The following is a 17,889-nucleotide window of genomic DNA, read 5'->3' as shown; positions in this document are numbered from 1 at the left end:
TTACCATCGCTTGACCGATGAAATTCTATATTGCGAAGGATGGACCGAAATGGCGAATTAGGTCAAGCCGAAGGAACAGATATCGGGAAAGGGAAAAGGCATGTCTCAAGTCCTCGAAAGGCCGCGCCCGGCGCAGCCGCAAGTCACGGTTCCGGCGACGCTGGAACAGGCGCTCGATCCGCAGTGGCTCGCGGGCGCGCTGGGCAAAATCGCGGCCGGGCGCGCCATCGCGCAGGTCGAACAGGTCGAAGTGATCCGCACCGTCGCCACCAAAGTGCGCTTCGCCGTCACCTTCGAAGACGGCGAGCGGCTGGGGTTCTGCCTCAAGGGCCTGCTCGACGTGGACGCGATGACCGCGCGCGGCGGGCCGACCTGCGTGCTCGAGTCGGACTTCTACAACAAGGTCGCGCCCGTGATCGCCGTGCGCGTGCCCGATTGCGTCGCCACCGTGATCGACCGGGAGGCGCAGCAGGCCGTGACGATCATGCGCGACCTCATCGCCGATGGCGCGCGGTTCTGCTCGGCGCTCGATCCCTTCACGGCGGACGACGCGCTGGAGAGCCTGCGGCAGTTGTCGTTGCTCCATGCGCGAAGCGATTTCCTCGATGGCGCCGACTGGATTCGCCCGCGCGCGGCGGAGCTGGCGAAGATGAGCTATGTCACGCCGGAGGCCCTGCAGGACCTGCTCGACGGACCGCGCGGCGACAACCTATCGCCCCGCGTGCGCAGCGCCGCCAATCTTGCGGCGGCGATCAGGGAACTCGCCGCGCGCGACGGCGGCCGGCCGCAGTTCATGATCCATGGCGACGCCCATGCGGGCAACGTCTTCCGTACGCCCGAGGGCATGGGCGTGATCGACTGGCAACTGCTCCAGCACGGGGGCTGGGCGCTCGACGTGGCCTATCACCTGAACGCGGTGCTGCCGACCGAAGTAGCCGAGGTCGAGGAGCGCCGCCTGCTGGGCGAATACCTCGCGATGATGCGCGCGCACGGGATGGACATGCCGTCCGAAGCGGACGCCTGGACGCAATACCGCGAGGGCGTGACTTATGGCTATTACCTGTGGTCGATCACCCGCCGCGTCGATCCGCCGATCATCGTCCAGTTCGTCGATCGGCTCGGCAAGGCGGTGATGCGGCACGACAGCTTCGGATTGCTCGCGTAGGGGCACAGATCGAAGCGTGCACCGAACTTACCTTCGTCATTGCGAGCGAAGCGAAGCAATCCAGGGCAGTTTCAAGCCGTCCTGGATTGCTTCGCTTCGCTCGCAATGACGATCGGGAGTAAGCGTATTTTGCGGCTTTTTGGAAACCGTGAAAAGGGCCACGCCGGTGACGGCGTGGCCCAAGGTCCGGCCGCGAAGGACCGTCAGGAACCGGGGTTCCCGTTATGAAAGGTCAGCGCCCGAAGGCGTACTTGAGGCGCACCCCGTACATGCGCGGCGGGCCGTACATGAAGTCGCCGATACCCGAAGAATCGTAGCCGCCGCCCGACGTGGTGCGATAGTGCTTGTTCGTCACGTTCTGCGCGAAGACGACCACGTCGAAGCCCGAGCCGCCCACGTCGGTGATGCCAGCATTGAGGTTCAGCAGACTGTAGCCGGGGATCTGCAGGTTTCCATCGACGAACTGCTTGGCTGTATACGTGAAGACCGCCCCGAAGTTCAGCTCACCGACGTTGTCGCCCAGTGGAACCGAGTAGTCGCCCGAGAGCGTCAGCTTGTGCTTGGGCGAGTAGGTCAGCGGACCTCCGATCCGCCCGCGCGGGATGATCTGCAGGAAGGGGCTGTCCGCCGAGAGCGTAGGCGTGATGAGCTCCTTGAGCTTGGTGTCGAGGTACGTGTAGCCCGCCGAGAGCCGCAGCCCCTGGAACGGGGTCACCCCTGCATCGACTTCCACGCCCCTGATGACCGACCGGCCTGCATTGATGATCGCCGCGCCGCCTGCCAGGCCGCTGTCCGGCTTGGCGATGAGCGCGCCGAACACTTGCTGGTCGGAGAAGTCGTTCCAGAAACCGGCGATGTTGAAATAGCCGGGCAGGGCGCCGCGGAAGGTCATCTTGGCGCCGACTTCATAGGCGTCCACCTTCTCCGGCTTCGCGGTTTCGAGGCCGGGATTGGTGAAGTTCACCGTGCCCTGACGATAGCCGCGTGCATACTTGGCATAGATCAGCGTGTCGGGCGTCGGTTTGAAGTCAAAATCGATGAGCCAAGTGGGCTTGTTGGACTTGTTGACGATGCGCGTGCCGCAGGCCGAGGTGTCGCCGCCGTTGGCAAGCAGGCTCACCGTCGGGTGGTTGAGGTTGTCGTTGCAGACCCAGCTTACCACACGCGTACCGACGCCGGGGATCGTCGCCATCGTGCGGCGATTGCTTTCCGAGTAGCCGTCGATCTTGTCGAAGGTCCAGCGTCCGCCGAGCGTCAGGGAGAGCTGGTCCGTGAACCGGTAGGTGGCCTGCCCGAAGACGCCGTGGTTGTTGAAGGCGAGCTTGGTGCGCGATTCCGAGATGATGTTGCCTGGTACCGTGACGCCCGGAGCGATGGGGATCAGCGGGATGCCGCCCACGCAATCCAGCGTCCCGGGGTCTACGCAGTTGCCGTAGATGCCGGTGCGCTGCTGGTTCCATCCGATCGGGCGACTGAATTCGAGGTAGCCGCCGACCACGAAGTTGAACTTGCCGTCGGTCGAGCGGCCCTGGACCTGCAGTTCCTCGGTCGTCGTGGATTCCGAAGCCGCGTCATATCCGGGCTGGGTGCCCAGTTGGATATTGTCGAAGCGCGAACCGACTGCGGGCCCACCCGCTGCCGCTGCGGCGCGCGTATAAGCCGTGTCGGGCACGAAGAAGTTGTCGCTGTAGAGCTGGAACTGGCTCTGCTCCCGATACTCGCCGTAGCTGGCGATGTTCTTGATCGTGATCGTATCGCTGGCCTGCCAGGTCGTCGTGTTGATGACCTGCCAGGTGCGCAGGAACATGCGCGGGTTGGGATTGCCCACCTCGACGTCGAGCGGTCCGTCGCCGCGTGCGGCCTGACGGTCGATCTGGTCGCAGGAAGCCAGCGACGTGTAGTAGAATGGGGCGCCGTAAGGGCGGCCGGTCGCCGGATTTATGTCGGTCGGCAGCGGGGGATTGCGGTTGCAGAACTCGTGCCGCGATGCATAGCCGTTGGTGTCCGACCGGCTGTAATGGGCCACCGTGTAGTTTTCGAGGTTGGGCGTCAGGTCGGCGACGACGCTGACGCGGCCGTAGAAGTAGTTGACGTCGTTGAAGTCCTTCGGGCCTACCCCCGACTGGTTCTTCATGTAACCGTCGCGCTCGTTGCGGTCGATCGCGACGCGGACCTTGAAGGTGTCGGCCAGCGGTGCGTTGAACATCGCCTGGACGCGCTTCTGATCGTAGTTGCCGTAGGTCCCCTCGACCGAAGCCTCGAGCAGGTCGGTCGGCTTGGAGGGCACGAGCAGCACGGCGCCGCCGGTGGTGTTGCGGCCCTGAAGGGTGCCTTGCGGGCCTTTGAGCACCTGCACGTTCTGCAGGTCGGTGAAGGCGCCCGCGCCCACCGTGTTGCCGCCCGCCGTGCCGCCTTGCGCGCGCACGCCCACCACGTCGGCGAAATACACGCCGACGGTCGGCGCGGTCGAGGCGTCTTGGTTGAAGCCGCGAATGGAGAAGGTCGACTTCTCAGGCCCGTAGCGGGTGTTGACCGAAAGCGAAGGCGTGAAGACCGCAAGGTCGGAGGCGACCGCGATGTTGCGCTTCTGGATCTGGTCGCCGCTGAACACGGTGATCGAGATCGGCACGTCCTGCAGGCGTTCTTCGGTGCGGCGGGCGGTGACGATGATCTCGTCCGGGTTGATGCCCTGCGCCATTACCGGCGTCGCCGTCAGCCCTGCGAAAGCGACCGCTGGGATCGCGACGCTGCTGGTGAGCCGGCTCCTGAAATTCCTTGCACTCATGGTCTCTCCTCTCCTCCGGAAACATTGTTCTCGTTATCGGCAGACGGTTCTGCGGGACGGCCGGCTCTTGCCGGTCCGCGCGGGAGATTTTCGGTTAATCGAAGTCGGGGAAGCGCGCAGACCCGGCATTGCCGACCTGCGGTTGACGCCCCCCAAGCGCCTGTGTTCTCTCCCTGGTGCCGATGCCCGGCAGACCTTTTTGCCTGAGGGAAACACTACGAATCCCTCGCCTGTTTGCAAGGATAACTGCGAGACATTCAGTTCACAATTGGGAACGTCATATCGAAAATGCGAATTCATCTATCATCGTTGCGAGATTGTAACACCTGTTCAGCCAATCATGCCGTAAGGGTCACATCCAGGAGAGCAAGAGTGCCGCTCCAGGCAATTCGATGTGCCGCCGCATCATAGGCTATCCCCTCGGCGATACCGTCGTGATCCGGGTCGGTGAAGGCGTGCCGGGCCTGCGCGAACTCGGTTGCGGAGTAGTTCGCGCCAGCGTGATCGAGTTCGGCGCGCAGGGCCTCGAAGTCGGCGCGCGGGACATAGGGGTCGAGTCCTCCTGTCCAGACGGCGATGCGTGCGGTAACGATCCCGGGTTCGGCCGGGGCATGGGTGAGCAGCAGTCCGTGGAAACTCGATACTGCCCGTACGGGTGCGCCGCTGCGGGCGAGTTCGAGGACGCACTTGCCGCCGAAGCAATAGCCTATCGCCGCGACGCGCTCCGGGTCGACACCGGGCAGAGTGCGAGTCGTTTCGAACCAGGTGACCACGCGGTCGCGAAGCACTTCGGGGCAGGCCATGAGTTCGGCAAAATATCGACCCGCAGACTGCGGCGTGGAGATGTCCGCACCGTGTCCGTACATGCTGGCGGCGACGGCGAGGTAGCCATGATCGGTCAGCGCGGCGACTGCCATTTCGAACGCAGGGCCGGAGCCGGTGGCGCCGGGGATCATCAGCACTGCGGGATGAGGCCCTTCACCGCATGGCCGGGCGACGAAGCCATCAAGAGCGACACCATCATGGTCGCAGGCGATCGGCTCAAATCTGTCGTCCATGCCTTTGTGCCCTCTCTGTAGTCCAAACTGCGAACGTTAAGTCTCCAGATGGAATGATCCGGGCTCTCAGCGTTGTCAAAGGTTGCACCGTCTTGCACGCCCGTGCGATCAGCGGGGCATGATGCGGACCGGATACAGGCAGGAGCGCAAGCCGCGCTGGAAGGTAGCGGCGGTGGTCCTGCTGATCCATGTCGTGGTCATCACCGGGCTGGTGCGGGCGTTCACTCCGGACCTTGCAACGACGGTCGCGCGGTCGGTGACCCGGGCTTTCACGATCTCGGCGGAGCCACCGAGGCCCGAGGCCAGTCCGTCCCCCGCACCCGGCCGCACGCAGCAGATAGAGGGTGCGGCTGCTCCGGCCGGTCGCAAGGCCGACCCGAGGCCGGTCGCAGCCCCCCGCGCGTCGGTCGTGATCCGCCCGACGCAGGCGCCTCCCGTCGCAGGAAAAGGTGCTGAGGATGCGGCTGGAGCCGCCGTGGCAGGCGAAGGTACGGGGGCTGCGGGTATCGGTTCGGGTACTGGAGCCGGCTTGGGCGGGGAGGGCGCCGGTGGAGGCGGTGGCAGCTTTCCCACGGTGAAGATCGCCGGTAATATCAATTCAGCAAAGGACTATGCGCGCAGAGGCCGTGACTTGCGCGTGGGAGCTTCGGTCACCATCGACCTTCGGGTCGGCACCGATGGCCGGGTGGTCGCTTGCCGGGTCGTGCAGCCGAGCCCGGACCCGGAGGCCGACCGCGTGACTTGCGATCTGGCGACGCGCCGTTTCCGCTTCCGTCCGGCCAGGGATACTACTGGAAAAACAGTAGAAGCGACCTATCGTTGGCGACAGCGCTGGTTTTATTGACGCATTACACAGCCTGTAACGTTGCATTGCAGCAATCGGTGGCTATGACCGTCACACCGGTATCCGTCAGTTGACGAGCGAAGCTTCCTCTATGTCGATCCTTGTTCCTGTAATTCTCTGCGGCGGTAGCGGCACGCGGCTGTGGCCGCGCAGCCGGGCCGCGATGCCCAAGCCGTTTCTGCCGCTGGTCGGCGACAGCACCCTGTTCGAAGCGGCGCTGGCCCGCTGCCACGGTTCCGGGGGCTTCGCGCCGCCGGTCGTGGTAACCGGCCACAAGCATCTCGCCCATGTCGAGGCGCAGCTCGGCACGGTCGAGGGGGCGCAGGTGATCGTCGAGCCCTCGGCGCGCAATACCGCCGCCGCCATCGCACTCGCCGCCTGCCGCCTGCCCGAAGATGCGGTGATGCTCGTGTGTCCGAGCGACCACCACATCGGCAATACCGAGGCTTTCGCCGTCGCTGCGGCCGCCGCCGCGAAGCTGGCGCAGCAGGGGTGGCTGGTGTCCTTCGGCATAGAGGCGACGCGGCCCGAGACCGGCTTCGGCTACCTCAAGCGCGGCGATGCGATCCCCGAGCACGGCGGTTTTCGTACCGCGCAGTTCGTCGAGAAGCCGGATCTGGAACGCGCCAAGGCGTTTCTCGCCGAGGGTATCTACGCCTGGAACGGCGGCATCTTCGCGTTCCGGGTCAAGGACTTCCTCGTCGAACTCGCGACGCACCGGCCCGACGTCGCCGCCAGCGTCGCCGAGGCGGTGGCGAAGGGCACCGAAGACGGCCAGCGCTTCCATCCCGACGCGGCAACCTTCGCCGAGGTGCCCAGTGTCTCGGTCGACTACGCGGTGATGGAGAACACCACTCGCGCGGCGATGGTGCCCGCCGACATGGACTGGTCCGACATCGGCAACTGGCAGGCGCTGCACGAGGCGCTTGAGACCGATGAGCACGGCAATTCGGTGCGCGGTTCGGGCACGGTCGAGATGGTCGACTGCCGGGGCGTGCTGGTCGACAGCGACGGTCCGCGAGTCTCGGTGATCGGGCTGGAGGACGTGATCGTCGTCGTCGATGGCGACGACATCATGATCACCACCGTCGCCGGCGTGCAGAAGGTGGGCAATCTTTCCGGCGCCAGAAATCAGTGAGTATTCGCCGATGACCGACGCCCGCGCTTCCTCCTCGCTGCCGATCCGACAGGTCGAGAAGCCCTGGGGCCTGGACGTCCTGCCTGCGCCGTTCGAGGCGCCCGAGGGCCAGCGCATCGGCGAAATCTGGTTCGAGCCGCCCGCCGCTCTGCCCGAGCTTCTGGTCAAGTACATCTTCGCCAGCGAGGCGCTGTCGGTGCAGGTCCACCCTTCCGACGCGCAGACGCTGGCCAAGGGCATCGGGCGGCAGGGCAAGGAGGAATGCTGGCTGATCGTCGCTGCCGAGCCGGGCGGCAAGCTGGGCATCGGCTTCGACCGGGAGATCGGCGAGGACGCGATGCGCGCCGCCGCGCTCGACGGGTCGATCGAACACCTGATGACCTGGCACGAGGTCGTGCCGGGCGATTTCTTCTACATCCCGGCCAATACCGTCCATGCCATCGGCGCGGGCGTCAGCCTGATCGAGGTGCAGCAGAACAGCGACATTACCTATCGCCTCTACGACTACGGCCGCCCGCGCGAGCTGCATCTGGAGGACGGGATGGCGGTATCGCACGGCGAGCCGTACTCGCGTGAGCAATGGTTCAAGCACGTGCCGCTGGACGGTTCGCAGGTGCTGGTCGATGGCCCGCTCTTCGTGCTGGACCAGGTCGCGGGCGTGCCGTCGCAGGAGATCGCAATGCGCTATCCCGATGCACTGCTGGTGATCCCGCGCGAGGGCGCGGTCGAAGTCGCGGGAGAGTCCATCGCGCCCGGCAGCTGTGCGCTCGCGATGGGCCTCGCCGACGTGCGATTTGCGGAAAACGGCGTTTGCCTGCTGACGAGACCCTGTAAAATCGCGTCCTGACGGTGCATGAAGGGGGGCATGATCGTCCAGACCATCCAGTTGGCACTGACGCCGGTTTTCGTGCTCGTGGCCATCGGCAATATCCTCAACATCCTCTCGACGCGGCTCGGGCGCGTGGTCGATCGCGCGCGCATCCTGCAGGAGCGGCACGGCACCACGCAGGGGATGGAGCACGACATGGTGGTCAGCGAGTTGCGGCTGGTGAACCGGCGCATGACGCTGATTACCCATGCGGTGCGCTACATGGTGCTCTCGGCGCTGGCGATCGGCGTGACGGTGGCCGTGCTGTTCCTTTCCGGGCTTGGCGGAATGGACTGGCATGCGGCGGCGGCGGTGACGTTCCTTGCCGCGATCGTGCTGCTGCTGTTCGCGCTCGTCCTGTTCCTGCGCGAAACGCAGGTGGCGGCCGACGCACTGCGCATCCCCAGCGACTATCTGGAACTTCATCGCCACATCTGAGAATCCGTTTGGAAATTCGCCGCAGGCGAATTTCGTGGCACCGGCCCACGCCCCCACCCGGCCTCCCACGGAAGTATACTTGATGGGAGGCCGGGTGGGGGCGTGGGCCGGTGCCGCTAAGAAAATGCCCTCTTGGGCATTTTCCAAACAGACTCTGAAACGCCATCGCCGCCGCGATTGGAGTTCACGCGCTTTGCCCTAGTCTCTCCGGCGGGAGAGACAATCATGGGCGACGGCAGGGCACTACAGGAATGGAAGCGCGGCTGGCCGGTGGTCGTCGCGGCAATGGCGGGGTTCTCGTTCTTCTCGGTGCTGATCTCGGCGACCGGGCTGTTCATCGAGCCGCTGGAACGGGCTTTCGGATGGGACCGGGCGACGCTGTCGATGGGACCGGCGATCGCGACCGCAGTGACGGCGCTCCTGTCGCCGTTCTACGGTGCGCTGATCGACCGCTTCGGCTCGCGGCGGCTGGGACTGCCGGGGGTAGTCGTGACGATGGCGGGCACTTGCATGTTCGCCTTCGCCAGCGGATCGAAGCTGCAGTGGGTGGTGATGTGGATCGCCTTCGGGCTGATCCTGACCTCCATCAAGTCGACGATCTGGACGACGGCGGTAGCAGGCACGTTCGACAAGGGCAGGGGCCTTGCGCTCGGCCTTGCCGTGACTGGCCCGGCTATCGCGCAGACGCTGGTGCCGCCGCTCGGCAACTTCCTGATCGAGAGTTTCGGCTGGCGCGCCGCCTATGTGTGGTTCGGGCTCGGCTGGGGCGGGGTGACGCTGCTGGTATGCTGGCTGTTCCTGCGCGATGCCCACGATCGGCGGCCGAAAGCGGATGGGGCCGCACGCGCCGTGCTGCCGGGCCTGCACAAGCGTGAGGCACTGCGAAGCCGGGCCTTGCTTCAGGTGGCGGTGTCGTCCTTCGTGGTGATGGCGATGACCATCGGGCTGGGCATCCACCTTTTCCCGATCCTCACCGAAGCGGGCGTAGCGCGCAGCGAGGCAGCTTGGTTGCTGTCGCTGGGCGGCATAGCGGGCATCGTCGGCAAGCTGGTGACCGGGGCGCTGCTCGACCGGTTCCGGCCGAACTGGACCGGCAGCCTGACGATGGGGGTGACGGCGGTGACGTTCGTGGTGCTGATCCGCTTCCTCGATTCGATGCCCGCGCTGATCGCGGCGCTCGTGATCAACGGCTATGCGGCGGGCTCCAAGACGCAGATCACCGCGTTCCTGACCGCCGGATATGCGGGGATGCGCAATTTCGGGATGATCTACGGCGTCATGTCGGCGCTGGTGGCGCTGGCTTCCGGGCTTGGCCCGTGGATCGCGGGGAAGGTCTACGATACCTCGGGCGGGTACGAGCCGTTCCTCTGGGCGGGTGCGGTCGGCTGCGTACTGGGCGGCGCGCTGCTGCTGGCGCTGCCGCCGATGCCGAAATGGGATCAGGCAGACGCTGAGTCCTCCCCGGAACGCAGACAATAAAAAAGCGGGGCGCCTTCCGACGCCCCGCTTTCTGTTTCATTGTACCGGAACGATCAGGCCGCCAGCTTGAACGGCTCGATCTCGCCCGAAAGGTACAGCTTCTTGGCCTTTGCGCGGCTGAGCTTGCCCGAGCTGGTGCGCGGCAGGCTCTTGGGCGGCACCAGTTCGACCACGCAGTTCATGCCGGTGATCGAGCGCACCTTGTCACGGATCAGGTCGCGCAGTTCGAGGCGTTTGACCGGATCGGAGACGCGGCAGTGGACGAGCACGGCGGGGGCTTCCTCGCCGTTGTCCGTCTCCACAGAGAACGCCGCGATGTCGCCGTGGTTGAAGCCGGGAAGCTGCTCCACGGCCCACTCGATGTCCTGCGGCCAGTGGTTCTTGCCGTTGATGATGATCATGTCCTTGGCGCGGCCGACGATGAACAGGTAACCGTCCGTCATGTAGCCCATGTCGCCGGTGTCCAGCCATCCGTCGACGAGGCACGCGGCGGTCGCCTCGGGGTCGCGGAAGTAGGAATGCATCACCGACGTGCCGCGGCACCAGACCTTGCCGATCTTGTGGTCGCCCAGCGTGTCGCCGTTTTCGCCGCGGATCACCACTTCCATGTCGCGCACGGCCTTGCCGCAGTTGACGATGGCGCGGTAGCGGGCCGGGCGGTTGAGATCGCGCGGCGCGCCCGAGAGGCGCTCCTCCTCGACCAGTTCGACGCGGATGCCTTCGCCCGGCGGCATGACGGTGACCGCCAGCGTCGCTTCGGCCAGGCCGTAGCTGGGCAGGAACGCGGATGCCTTGAAGCCAGCATCGGCGAAGGCGTTGACGAAGCTCTGCATCACGTCCGGGCGGATCATGTCCGCGCCGTTACCGGCGATGCGCCAGCGCGACAGGTCGAAGCGATCGCTGACCGGGCTCTGGCTGGAGATGCGACGGGCGCAGATGTCGTAGCCGAACGTCGGCGAATAGGACGCCGAAGTGCCCTTGTTGCGGGTGATGAGGTCCAGCCATGCCAGCGGGCGACGCGCGAAATCCTCGGTCTTGAGGTAATCGGCCGAGACCTGGTTGGCGATCAGCGACAGGAAGCAGCCGACGAGGCCCATGTCGTGATACCACGGCAGCCACGAGATGCAGCGGTCGCTGTCCTGGAACTGCATGCCGTGCGCGTGGCTGGCAAGGTTCGACAACAGCGAGCGGTGAGTCACCGCGACGCCGTGCGGGAAGCGGGTGGAGCCCGACGAATACTGCAGGTAGCAGATATCGTCCGGATCGGCCTTGGGCAGCGCGACTTCGGGCGCATCTTTCGCAGCGAAATCGGCCCAGGTGGCATGGGCACAGCCCTGACGCTCGGCCGCAGCGGCGGTCATCGTGGCGATCTCGTCCGGACCGATCAGCAGGATCGGGTCGGAGCTGGAGAGCTGCACGGCCAGCTGGTCGATGTAGTTGTCCTTGCCGCCGAAGCTGGTGGGCAGCGGCAGCGGCACCGGCCAGGCGCCCGCGTAGACCGCGCCGCAGAACAGCGCCGCGAAGTCCACGCCGGTTTCGGCGATGAGGGCGATGCGATCGTCCTTCTTCACGCCGCGTGCGATCAGCGCATAAGCGACCTTGAGCGCGTCTTCACGCAGCTCCGAGAAGGGGTAGACGCGCGTGAGCGTGCCGCGCGGATCGTGGAAATTGAACCCGCGTTTGCCTGTGGCGGCATAGTCCAGGGCGTCGCCGAAGGTGGCGAAATCGGCGAAAATGCGCGGCAGCGCATCCTCGTTGGGGGTGGGGATAAGTGCCTGCCCCGTATTCGGCACCAGTTCGATGGTGTCGGCCATATGATCTAACCCGTTGTAGTTATACCGTTACTCTCGCGAGACCGGCGCTTCTATCCGGTCCAATCTGAACCGGAGGTAGCTGTGTTGCGTCCCAGTACGGTCTCACGCACTCTCCCCAATCCAAGCCGACTGTGGCACGAATAGGGCAGCATGTCGGACAAGCGTCGCAATCCACAGCGTGGACCACACCCACTCGACCCATCCCGTCTGGAGGAACTGGCGCTGGCCTATGTCGCGCGTTTCGCCACGACGCAAGCCAAGTTGCGCGGTTATCTGCAGCGCAAGCTGAGGGAGCGGGGCTGGTCGGAAGAGGCCCAGTCGGAAGGAAGGGCGCCCGATGTTGAGGCGCTGGTCGAGCGTTATGCACAGAAGGGCTACGTCGACGATGCCTCGTGGGCGCGGATGAAGGCGGGCAGCCTGTTGCGGCGTGGCTACGGCGCGCGCCGGGTGGGCGAGGCGCTGGGGCAGGCAGGCGTGGACGAAACCCTGCGCGCCGAGGCGCGGCCCGGCATTGCCGAGCAGCGCCGCGCGGCGCTGGTGCTTGCGCGGCGGCGCCGGTTCGGTCCTTTCGCCGTTCAGGTTGCGGAAGACCCCAAGGTGCAAGATCGGCAACTCGCCGCGATGCTGCGCGCCGGGCACCCGCTCGACATCGCGCGCCGGATCGTCGAGAGCGAGGACGCCGACGCGCTCGAGGAATGGTGCGAGTCGGAATTCGGAGACTATTGAATGCGCCTTACCCGCTCCACGCTTGCCGTTTCGCTGCTGCTGGCCTTCGCCGCGTGCTCGCAAGGGGGGCAGGAGGCCACGGCGAAGGCATCACAGGCACAAGCTGCGGTGCATCCGATTTCGGGCCTGCCGGTCAAGGACCTCAAGGTGAAGTCGGCGAACGGCACCCACGCGTTCCGGGTGGAGGTCGCCTCGACGTTCAAGGAGCAGGAGCACGGGCTGATGTTCCGCTCCGAAATGGGCGCGGACGAGGGCATGATCTTTCCCAACAAGCCGCCGCGCCGCTCCGCTTTCTGGATGCGCAACACGGTGATCCCGCTCGACATCATCTTCATCGGCACTGACCACCGCATCCTCAACATCGCGGCGAACGCGGTGCCTTATGATGAGACGCCGCTGCCTTCGGATGGCATCGCTGCGGGCGTGCTGGAACTGAACGGCGGCCGCGCGGCGCAGCTCGGCATCAAGGCGGGCGACAAGGTCAGCTGGTAAAGGGTCAGCTGGTAAGCGGGCGTCATCCCGGACTTGCTCCGGGACCGCTGGCAGTGATCCGCCCTCTTCGCGGCGAGGCTGCGCGTGACCCTTCGACAAGCTCAGGGTGAGCGGGTTTGGTGTAACGACCTTTGAACAGCAGCCTTTTAAGACTGGCGTTTCAAATCCGCTCAGGCTGAGCCTGTCGAAACCCCCGCAGCAGGGTGCTGCCCAATAGGCGAGGTGCCTCCCGCGCCCCGTCTGCCTTAGCTTGCCTCCCGAAAGACACGGGAGAGACGGATGGGTTCGCTGACGGGAAAGACGGCGCTGGTGACCGGCGGTTCGCGCGGGATCGGCCGGGAGGTGGCGCTGAGGCTCGCGGCGGACGGCGCCCGGGTCTGCATCAACTACAACAACAATGCGGCCGCTGCCGAAGAGGTCGTCTCGGCGATCCGCGATGCCGGGGGCGACGCCTTCGCCCTGCAGGCCGACGTCGGCTCGGCCGAGGCCATCGCGGCGATGTTCGCGGCCTTCGATAAAGAGGCGGACGGCCTCGACATCCTCGTCAACAACGCGGGAATCGGCGAGATGGCGACGATCGCCGAGACCGACGAGGCGCTCTACGACGCGATGATGCGGGTGAACGCCAAGGGGCCGTTCTTCGTCACGCAGGCGGCGCTGTCCCGGCTGCGGGACGGTGGGCGGATCGTGAACCTTTCGTCCATGGTGGCGCGCGCCGCTTATGCATCGTGCCTCGCCTATGCCATGAGCAAGGCGGCAGTGGAGCATTTCACCCGCTCGCTGGCGCAGGAACTGGGCGCGCGGGGGATCACCGTCAATGCGGTGGCGCCGGGCGCGACGATCACGGATTTCGCGCCCGCACTGTTCAACGATCCGGCGACGGTGGACTATCTCGCCTCGGTCGCGGCGCTCGGGCGGGTGGGGCAGCCGGGCGACGTCGCGCGGGTGATCGGCTTCCTGTGCGGGCCCGATGGCGCATGGGTGACGGGTCAGGTGATCGAGGCGAGCGGCGGGATGCATTTGTAGCACCCGAAGGTCCCTCTTCGCGCTTGCGTTGGGGGGCGCTTCGGGGCTAGTGCGCGGCTCATGGGAATCCTGTCCAAGATCTTCACCTGGTGGGACGGCGCCACCATCGGCACCTCGCTCTGGAGCTCGCGCAATGGCGAGCATGTCGGCACCGACGCGCAGGGGAACAAGTACTATCGTTCCAAGAACGCGAAGGTAAAGACCACCGAGGGCTGGGATCGCCGCTGGGTGATCTACGCCGGCGCCAACGACGCCAGCAACGTCCCCGCCGAATGGCACGGCTGGCTGCACCACTCGTACGATGGCGTGCCCGAAAGCCATCTGCCCGCGCCGCGCATCTGGGAAGTGGACTACACCCCCAACGCCACCGGCACCGCGACCGCGTATCGCCCGCAGGGCGCGCTGGAGCGTGGCGGCCGCCGCGCTGCCGCCACCGGCGACTACGAAGCCTGGTCGCCGGAAGCCTGAGGGCTCACGCGTGATTCGCTGGAGGGCTTTGACGGCACTCTCGTTGCTGTCGGTCCTGACGGCCTGCGGTGGTGAGCCTGCGCCCGAGGCGCAGGACACCAGCGTCCCGGATGCCATCGCCGGAATGCAGGCCGGCCCTGCACAGGCCGCGAAAGGCCAGCAGATCGGCACGCCCAACAAGGACCGCGTGGTCACGCTGGGCGTCCTCAACAAGCGCAACAACCTGACGCAGGACCTGGTGATGAAGCCGGGCGAATCGCGCCGCCTCGGCAATCTCGTCGTGAAGGTCGCCACCTGCGAGAAGACGCTTCCCTGGGAAAAGCCGCAGGAAGAGGGCGCCTTCGTCCAGGTCTTCGTCGAACAGCGCCGCACCACCGAGGAAAAGCTGGCCTGGAACAAGGTGTTCTCCGGCTGGCTGTTCAAGAACAACCCCGGTGCCAACGTGGTCGAGCACCCGGTCTACGACGTCTGGGTCAAGAGCTGCGCGATGAGCTTCCCGGGCGAAGAAGCCAGTCCGCAGGACGACGCGTCGCCGAGCAGGGCCTCGAACGCTTCGGGTAGTGAGAGCACTCCGGCCCCTGCCGCGTCGCCGAGCGCTTCTCCGACGGCGGCCGATCCCGAGCCGGTCGAGGAACCCGCTGTCGAGCAATAGCCCGACTGGGCTGCCTGCAGCAGCGCCAGATATGTCTTCTGCGGCATCTCCACCGCGCCCAGCGAGGCGAGGTGAGAGGTCATGAACTGGCAGTCGAGCAGGGTGATGCCGCCCCGTCGCAGCGCCGCCACCAGCCAGCACAGCGCGACCTTCGACGAATCGCTGACGCGCGAGAACATCGATTCGCCGCAGAACACCCGGTCGAAGCCGACGCCGTAGAGCCCGCCGACCAGTTCGCCCTCGCGCCAGACCTCGATCGAATGCGCGTGGCCGAGGAAATGCAGGTTCTCGTAGCTGGCCTGGATGCGGTGGCTGATCCAGCTATCTCCCCCGTCATCATTGGCATCCCCGTCGCGCGCCTGTCTCGGCGCTGCGCATTCGTCCATGACTTGCGAGAAGGCGCGGTTGCAGGTCACCTCGAACCGCCCGCGCTTGAGCGTGCGGGCGAGGGAGGAGGATACGCGAAGCCCATCGAGCGGCAGCGTCGCGCGCAGGCGCGGTTCGATCCAGAAGATCTCCGGATCGTCGCGCGCGTCGGACATGGGAAATATCCCGCTGCGATAGGCGAGCATCAGGAGTTCAGGCTCGATGATCGGATTTGAGCGGGGCGCGTGCACGAAACCGTCCTAGCAGATGGGGATAACGAGCGCGAATCGACATATTCGGTCCGCCGGTCCACAATCGCCGCTTGCCATCGCGCAAGTCCTTCATTAGAGGCCCCCGAGCCCGCAGGAGTGTAGCTCAGTTGGTAGAGCATCGGTCTCCAAAACCGAGGGCCGTGGGTTCGAGTCCCTCCACTCCTGCCAGCATCTTCCCAAGATCGCGATAATCTTCCCTTCGGGGAGATCCGGATGCGGGGCGCCGAAGTGTGCCCTGCACGCGGGTGCTTCGACAAGCTCAGCATGAGCGGAAACGGGAAGACGGCTTCTTCATTCCGCTCATGCTGAGCTTGTCGAAGCACCATCGTCGGGTCACGACGTTCAATTGCGGGCCAAGTTGCTTTACGAGAGCCCGTTCGCCGATTCGGGCTACTAGCGGGAAGACACAGTCGTACATGCACGCCAGCGCGCATCCTGACGCCGTGGAGGCCGAAGCGGCCACCTCCAACTCCGGCACCGACACTTACAAGCGCACGCGCCACGAAGCCTTGTGGATGGGCATCGTCCTGTCGCTGCTGGCGATGCTCCCCGCGATCGTCGCCTGGGCGCCGCAGATGACCGACTATCCTTCGCACCTGGCCGGGTTCAAGGTCATGCTCGATCACGGGCACGACCCGTTCCTGACGCGCTATTTCCTGTTCAAGTGGGAATGGACCGGCAACCTCGGCGCCGAACTGCTGATGGTGCCGCTGACGAAGATCATGGGGCTGGAAGCTGCGGGCCGCTTCATCGTCGCGGCCATTCCGTTCCTTACCGGCATGGCGATCATGGCGGTGGAATGGAGCCTCAGGAAGCGCATCGGTGTTGGCGCGATCCTGGCCTTCGCGATGATCTGGTCACCCTCGTTCCTGATGGGCTTCCTCAACTATTCGCTGTCGATCGCCTTCGCGCTGTTCGTGCTGGCGGGCTGGGTGCGGCTGGAGAACTGGCGCTGGCGCTGGGCGGTGATGATCCCGGCCAGCTTCGTGGTGTGGCTGTGCCACGTCTCGGGCTGGGGCGTGATGGGCGTGCTGATCTTCGGCTATGAATGGTCGAAGCGTGCAAGCTGGCGGGACTGGCGGCCGTTCCTCAGGCCCTGGCCGCTGATCTTCCCGCTGCTGCCGATGCTGCTGGGCGTGGGTTCGAACTCCAAGGTGTCCTACGGGCGCTTCGGCGTGCTCGAATACAAGTGGCAGATCCTCTACCGCGCGATGCGCAGCTACGACATGACCTTCGACATCGCCAGCCTGTGCGTGGTGGTGGCGGTGATCGTGGCGGCGCTGGCGATCCGCCGCTTCGACGGACGCGTCGGCTGGGCGGCGCTGATCCTGCTGATCCTGACGCTGGTGGTGCCGCGCCAGATCTTCGGCGGCGACTATGCCGACTATCGCCTGAGCACCGCCGCGCTGCTGGTCGCGTGCCTCGCGATCGACTGGCCGGTGCCGCGCTGGGGCCTCGCGCTGGCGGGCCTGCTGTTCACCGCGCGCATCGCCGTCACCACGGTGGTCTGGTACGAGGATGCGCAGACCGCGCGCCAGCTCGTCACCGCGCTCGATTACGTTCCCGAAGGCTCGCGCGTGGCGACGGCGATCGCGATTCCGCGCCGCCAGTGGTTCTTCGGCCCGTTCGAGCACTTCGGCAGTTACGCCGTGGTTCGCCGCAGTTCGATGGAGAATTCCAACTTCGCGCTGCCCGACGTCCACATGCTTTCCATGCGAGAGACGCGCTACCGTTTCAACGACCCGACCCAGCGTATTCTCTACAGCGACAGCCAGCGGATCGACTTGCGCAAGTTCAAGCCCGCGCGCCATGCCGACTACCTCTGGTACATCGGCACGAAGGCGCCGGTGGCGATCCCGGACGGGGCGCGGATCGTCTTCGCGACGCCCAACTCGTTCCTTGCACGCCTGCCGGACTCGGTGGACCTTGCAAATCCGGACAGTGGAAGCTAAATCCCCGTTTCCTCCCGACAGGCGGACTTCATCAGCCCCTCCCGGCCTCGGCCGGGGTGGCGATGGCCCCTAGGCGGAAGAATCGCAGAATTTTCCGTGACCAAAGCGGCATAGCTAAGAGAGCGACGTTAAGATGGCCAAGATCACCCCCGGCGAATTCATGCGCCAGGTTCAGGCGGAAACGCGCAAGATCCACTGGCCTTCGCGCCAGGAGACGGTCACGACCGCGATCTTCGTCGGCCTGATGACGGTGCTGCTGGCGGTGTTCTTCCTGGGCATCGACGCGCTGTTCGGCTGGGTCGTCAGCGCTCTGCTGAACGCCCTTTGATCGCCAGAATACAGGACT

General features: G+C 65.6%; 16 protein-coding genes, 1 tRNA gene and 1 pseudogene. 14 read left to right on the top strand and 4 right to left on the bottom strand.

Features of this window, described 5'->3' with window-relative positions; translation table 11 throughout:
- Positions 1-100: 100 nt before the first annotated feature.
- Positions 101-1,165: a phosphotransferase gene (locus QRN25_RS01620; protein ID WP_285017076.1), complete on the top strand. Its 1,065-nt coding sequence runs from the start codon at positions 101-103 to the stop codon at positions 1,163-1,165.
- Between the two features lie 232 nt (positions 1,166-1,397).
- Here the strand turns inward: QRN25_RS01620 and QRN25_RS01615 are convergent, their stop codons facing one another.
- Both QRN25_RS01615 and QRN25_RS01610 read right to left on the bottom strand, forming a co-directional pair.
- Entirely contained in the window at positions 1,398-3,950 is a 2,553-nt protein-coding gene (locus tag QRN25_RS01615; protein ID WP_271184672.1) for a TonB-dependent receptor, read from the bottom strand.
- Between the two features lie 338 nt (positions 3,951-4,288).
- Positions 4,289-5,008 carry a dienelactone hydrolase family protein gene (locus QRN25_RS01610; protein WP_285017074.1) on the bottom strand — a complete coding sequence of 240 codons (720 nt, stop codon included), beginning with the start codon at positions 5,006-5,008 and terminating at the stop codon, positions 4,289-4,291.
- Positions 5,009-5,126: 118 nt separating this feature from the next.
- On the opposite strand from QRN25_RS01610, the gene QRN25_RS01605 reads away from it, so the two are divergent.
- The 5 genes from QRN25_RS01605 (at position 5,127) to QRN25_RS01585 (ending at position 9,775) form a co-directional block, all read left to right on the top strand.
- A complete protein-coding gene (locus QRN25_RS01605; protein WP_285017072.1) occupies positions 5,127-5,852 on the top strand; it encodes a TonB family protein in 726 nt (241 codons plus the stop codon).
- A 91-nt stretch (positions 5,853-5,943) separates the two neighbouring features.
- Entirely contained in the window at positions 5,944-6,990 is a 1,047-nt protein-coding gene (locus tag QRN25_RS01600) for a mannose-1-phosphate guanylyltransferase (RefSeq protein ID WP_285017070.1), read from the top strand.
- 10 nt (positions 6,991-7,000) lie between these two features.
- Positions 7,001-7,837, top strand: coding sequence for a class I mannose-6-phosphate isomerase (locus QRN25_RS01595; RefSeq protein WP_285017068.1), 837 nt, complete (start codon positions 7,001-7,003; stop codon positions 7,835-7,837).
- Positions 7,838-7,855: 18 nt separating this feature from the next.
- Positions 7,856-8,296, top strand: a complete 441-nt coding sequence (locus QRN25_RS01590; RefSeq protein WP_285017067.1) for a DUF2721 domain-containing protein — start codon at positions 7,856-7,858, stop codon at positions 8,294-8,296.
- Positions 8,297-8,521: 225 nt separating this feature from the next.
- Positions 8,522-9,775: an MFS transporter gene (locus tag QRN25_RS01585; RefSeq protein WP_285017065.1), complete on the top strand. Its 1,254-nt coding sequence runs from the start codon at positions 8,522-8,524 to the stop codon at positions 9,773-9,775.
- A 53-nt stretch (positions 9,776-9,828) separates the two neighbouring features.
- Here the strand turns inward: QRN25_RS01585 and QRN25_RS01580 are convergent, their stop codons facing one another.
- The gene (locus QRN25_RS01580) at positions 9,829-11,589 is read right to left on the bottom strand and encodes a fatty acyl-AMP ligase (protein ID WP_008830828.1); all 1,761 of its coding nucleotides are present in this window, start codon (positions 11,587-11,589) and stop codon (positions 9,829-9,831) included.
- A 150-nt stretch (positions 11,590-11,739) separates the two neighbouring features.
- Here QRN25_RS01580 and QRN25_RS01575 point away from each other — a divergent pair, with 150 nt between their 5' ends.
- The 5 genes and pseudogenes from QRN25_RS01575 to QRN25_RS26335 form a co-directional block, all read left to right on the top strand.
- Positions 11,740-12,315, top strand: a complete 576-nt coding sequence (locus tag QRN25_RS01575) for a regulatory protein RecX (protein ID WP_008830827.1) — start codon at positions 11,740-11,742, stop codon at positions 12,313-12,315.
- On the top strand, positions 12,316-12,807 hold the full coding sequence (locus QRN25_RS01570; protein ID WP_036523565.1) for a DUF192 domain-containing protein: 492 nt from the start codon (positions 12,316-12,318) through the stop codon (positions 12,805-12,807).
- Between the two features lie 279 nt (positions 12,808-13,086).
- A complete protein-coding gene (locus QRN25_RS01565) occupies positions 13,087-13,833 on the top strand; it encodes an SDR family oxidoreductase (protein ID WP_036523568.1) in 747 nt (248 codons plus the stop codon).
- Positions 13,834-13,893: 60 nt separating this feature from the next.
- Positions 13,894-14,301, top strand: coding sequence for an NADH:ubiquinone oxidoreductase subunit NDUFA12 (locus tag QRN25_RS01560; RefSeq protein ID WP_008830824.1), 408 nt, complete (start codon positions 13,894-13,896; stop codon positions 14,299-14,301).
- A 124-nt stretch (positions 14,302-14,425) separates the two neighbouring features.
- Positions 14,426-14,725 (top strand): annotated as a pseudogene (locus QRN25_RS26335) (DUF2155 domain-containing protein); the annotation flags it as partial.
- 35 nt (positions 14,726-14,760) lie between these two features.
- Here the strand turns inward: QRN25_RS26335 and aat are convergent.
- Positions 14,761-15,570, bottom strand: coding sequence for a leucyl/phenylalanyl-tRNA--protein transferase (gene aat / locus QRN25_RS01550; protein ID WP_202902822.1), 810 nt, complete (start codon positions 15,568-15,570; stop codon positions 14,761-14,763).
- A gap of 113 nt (positions 15,571-15,683) precedes the next feature.
- Here aat and QRN25_RS01545 point away from each other — a divergent pair.
- From QRN25_RS01545 to secE, 3 genes are all read left to right on the top strand, one after another.
- Positions 15,684-15,759, top strand: a tRNA-Trp gene (locus QRN25_RS01545).
- 248 nt (positions 15,760-16,007) lie between these two features.
- Positions 16,008-17,543: a hypothetical protein gene (locus tag QRN25_RS01540; protein WP_008830821.1), complete on the top strand. Its 1,536-nt coding sequence runs from the start codon at positions 16,008-16,010 to the stop codon at positions 17,541-17,543.
- A gap of 133 nt (positions 17,544-17,676) precedes the next feature.
- A complete protein-coding gene (secE, locus tag QRN25_RS01535; protein ID WP_008830820.1) occupies positions 17,677-17,871 on the top strand; it encodes a preprotein translocase subunit SecE in 195 nt (64 codons plus the stop codon).
- Positions 17,872-17,889: the final 18 nt, after the last annotated feature.

The organism is Novosphingobium sp. fls2-241-R2A-195, assembly GCF_030209485.1.
GTDB lineage: Bacteria > Pseudomonadota > Alphaproteobacteria > Sphingomonadales > Sphingomonadaceae > Novosphingobium > Novosphingobium resinovorum.
Note: the sequence above shows the minus strand (reverse complement) of the source record. Positions and strands in the feature narration are given on the sequence as shown.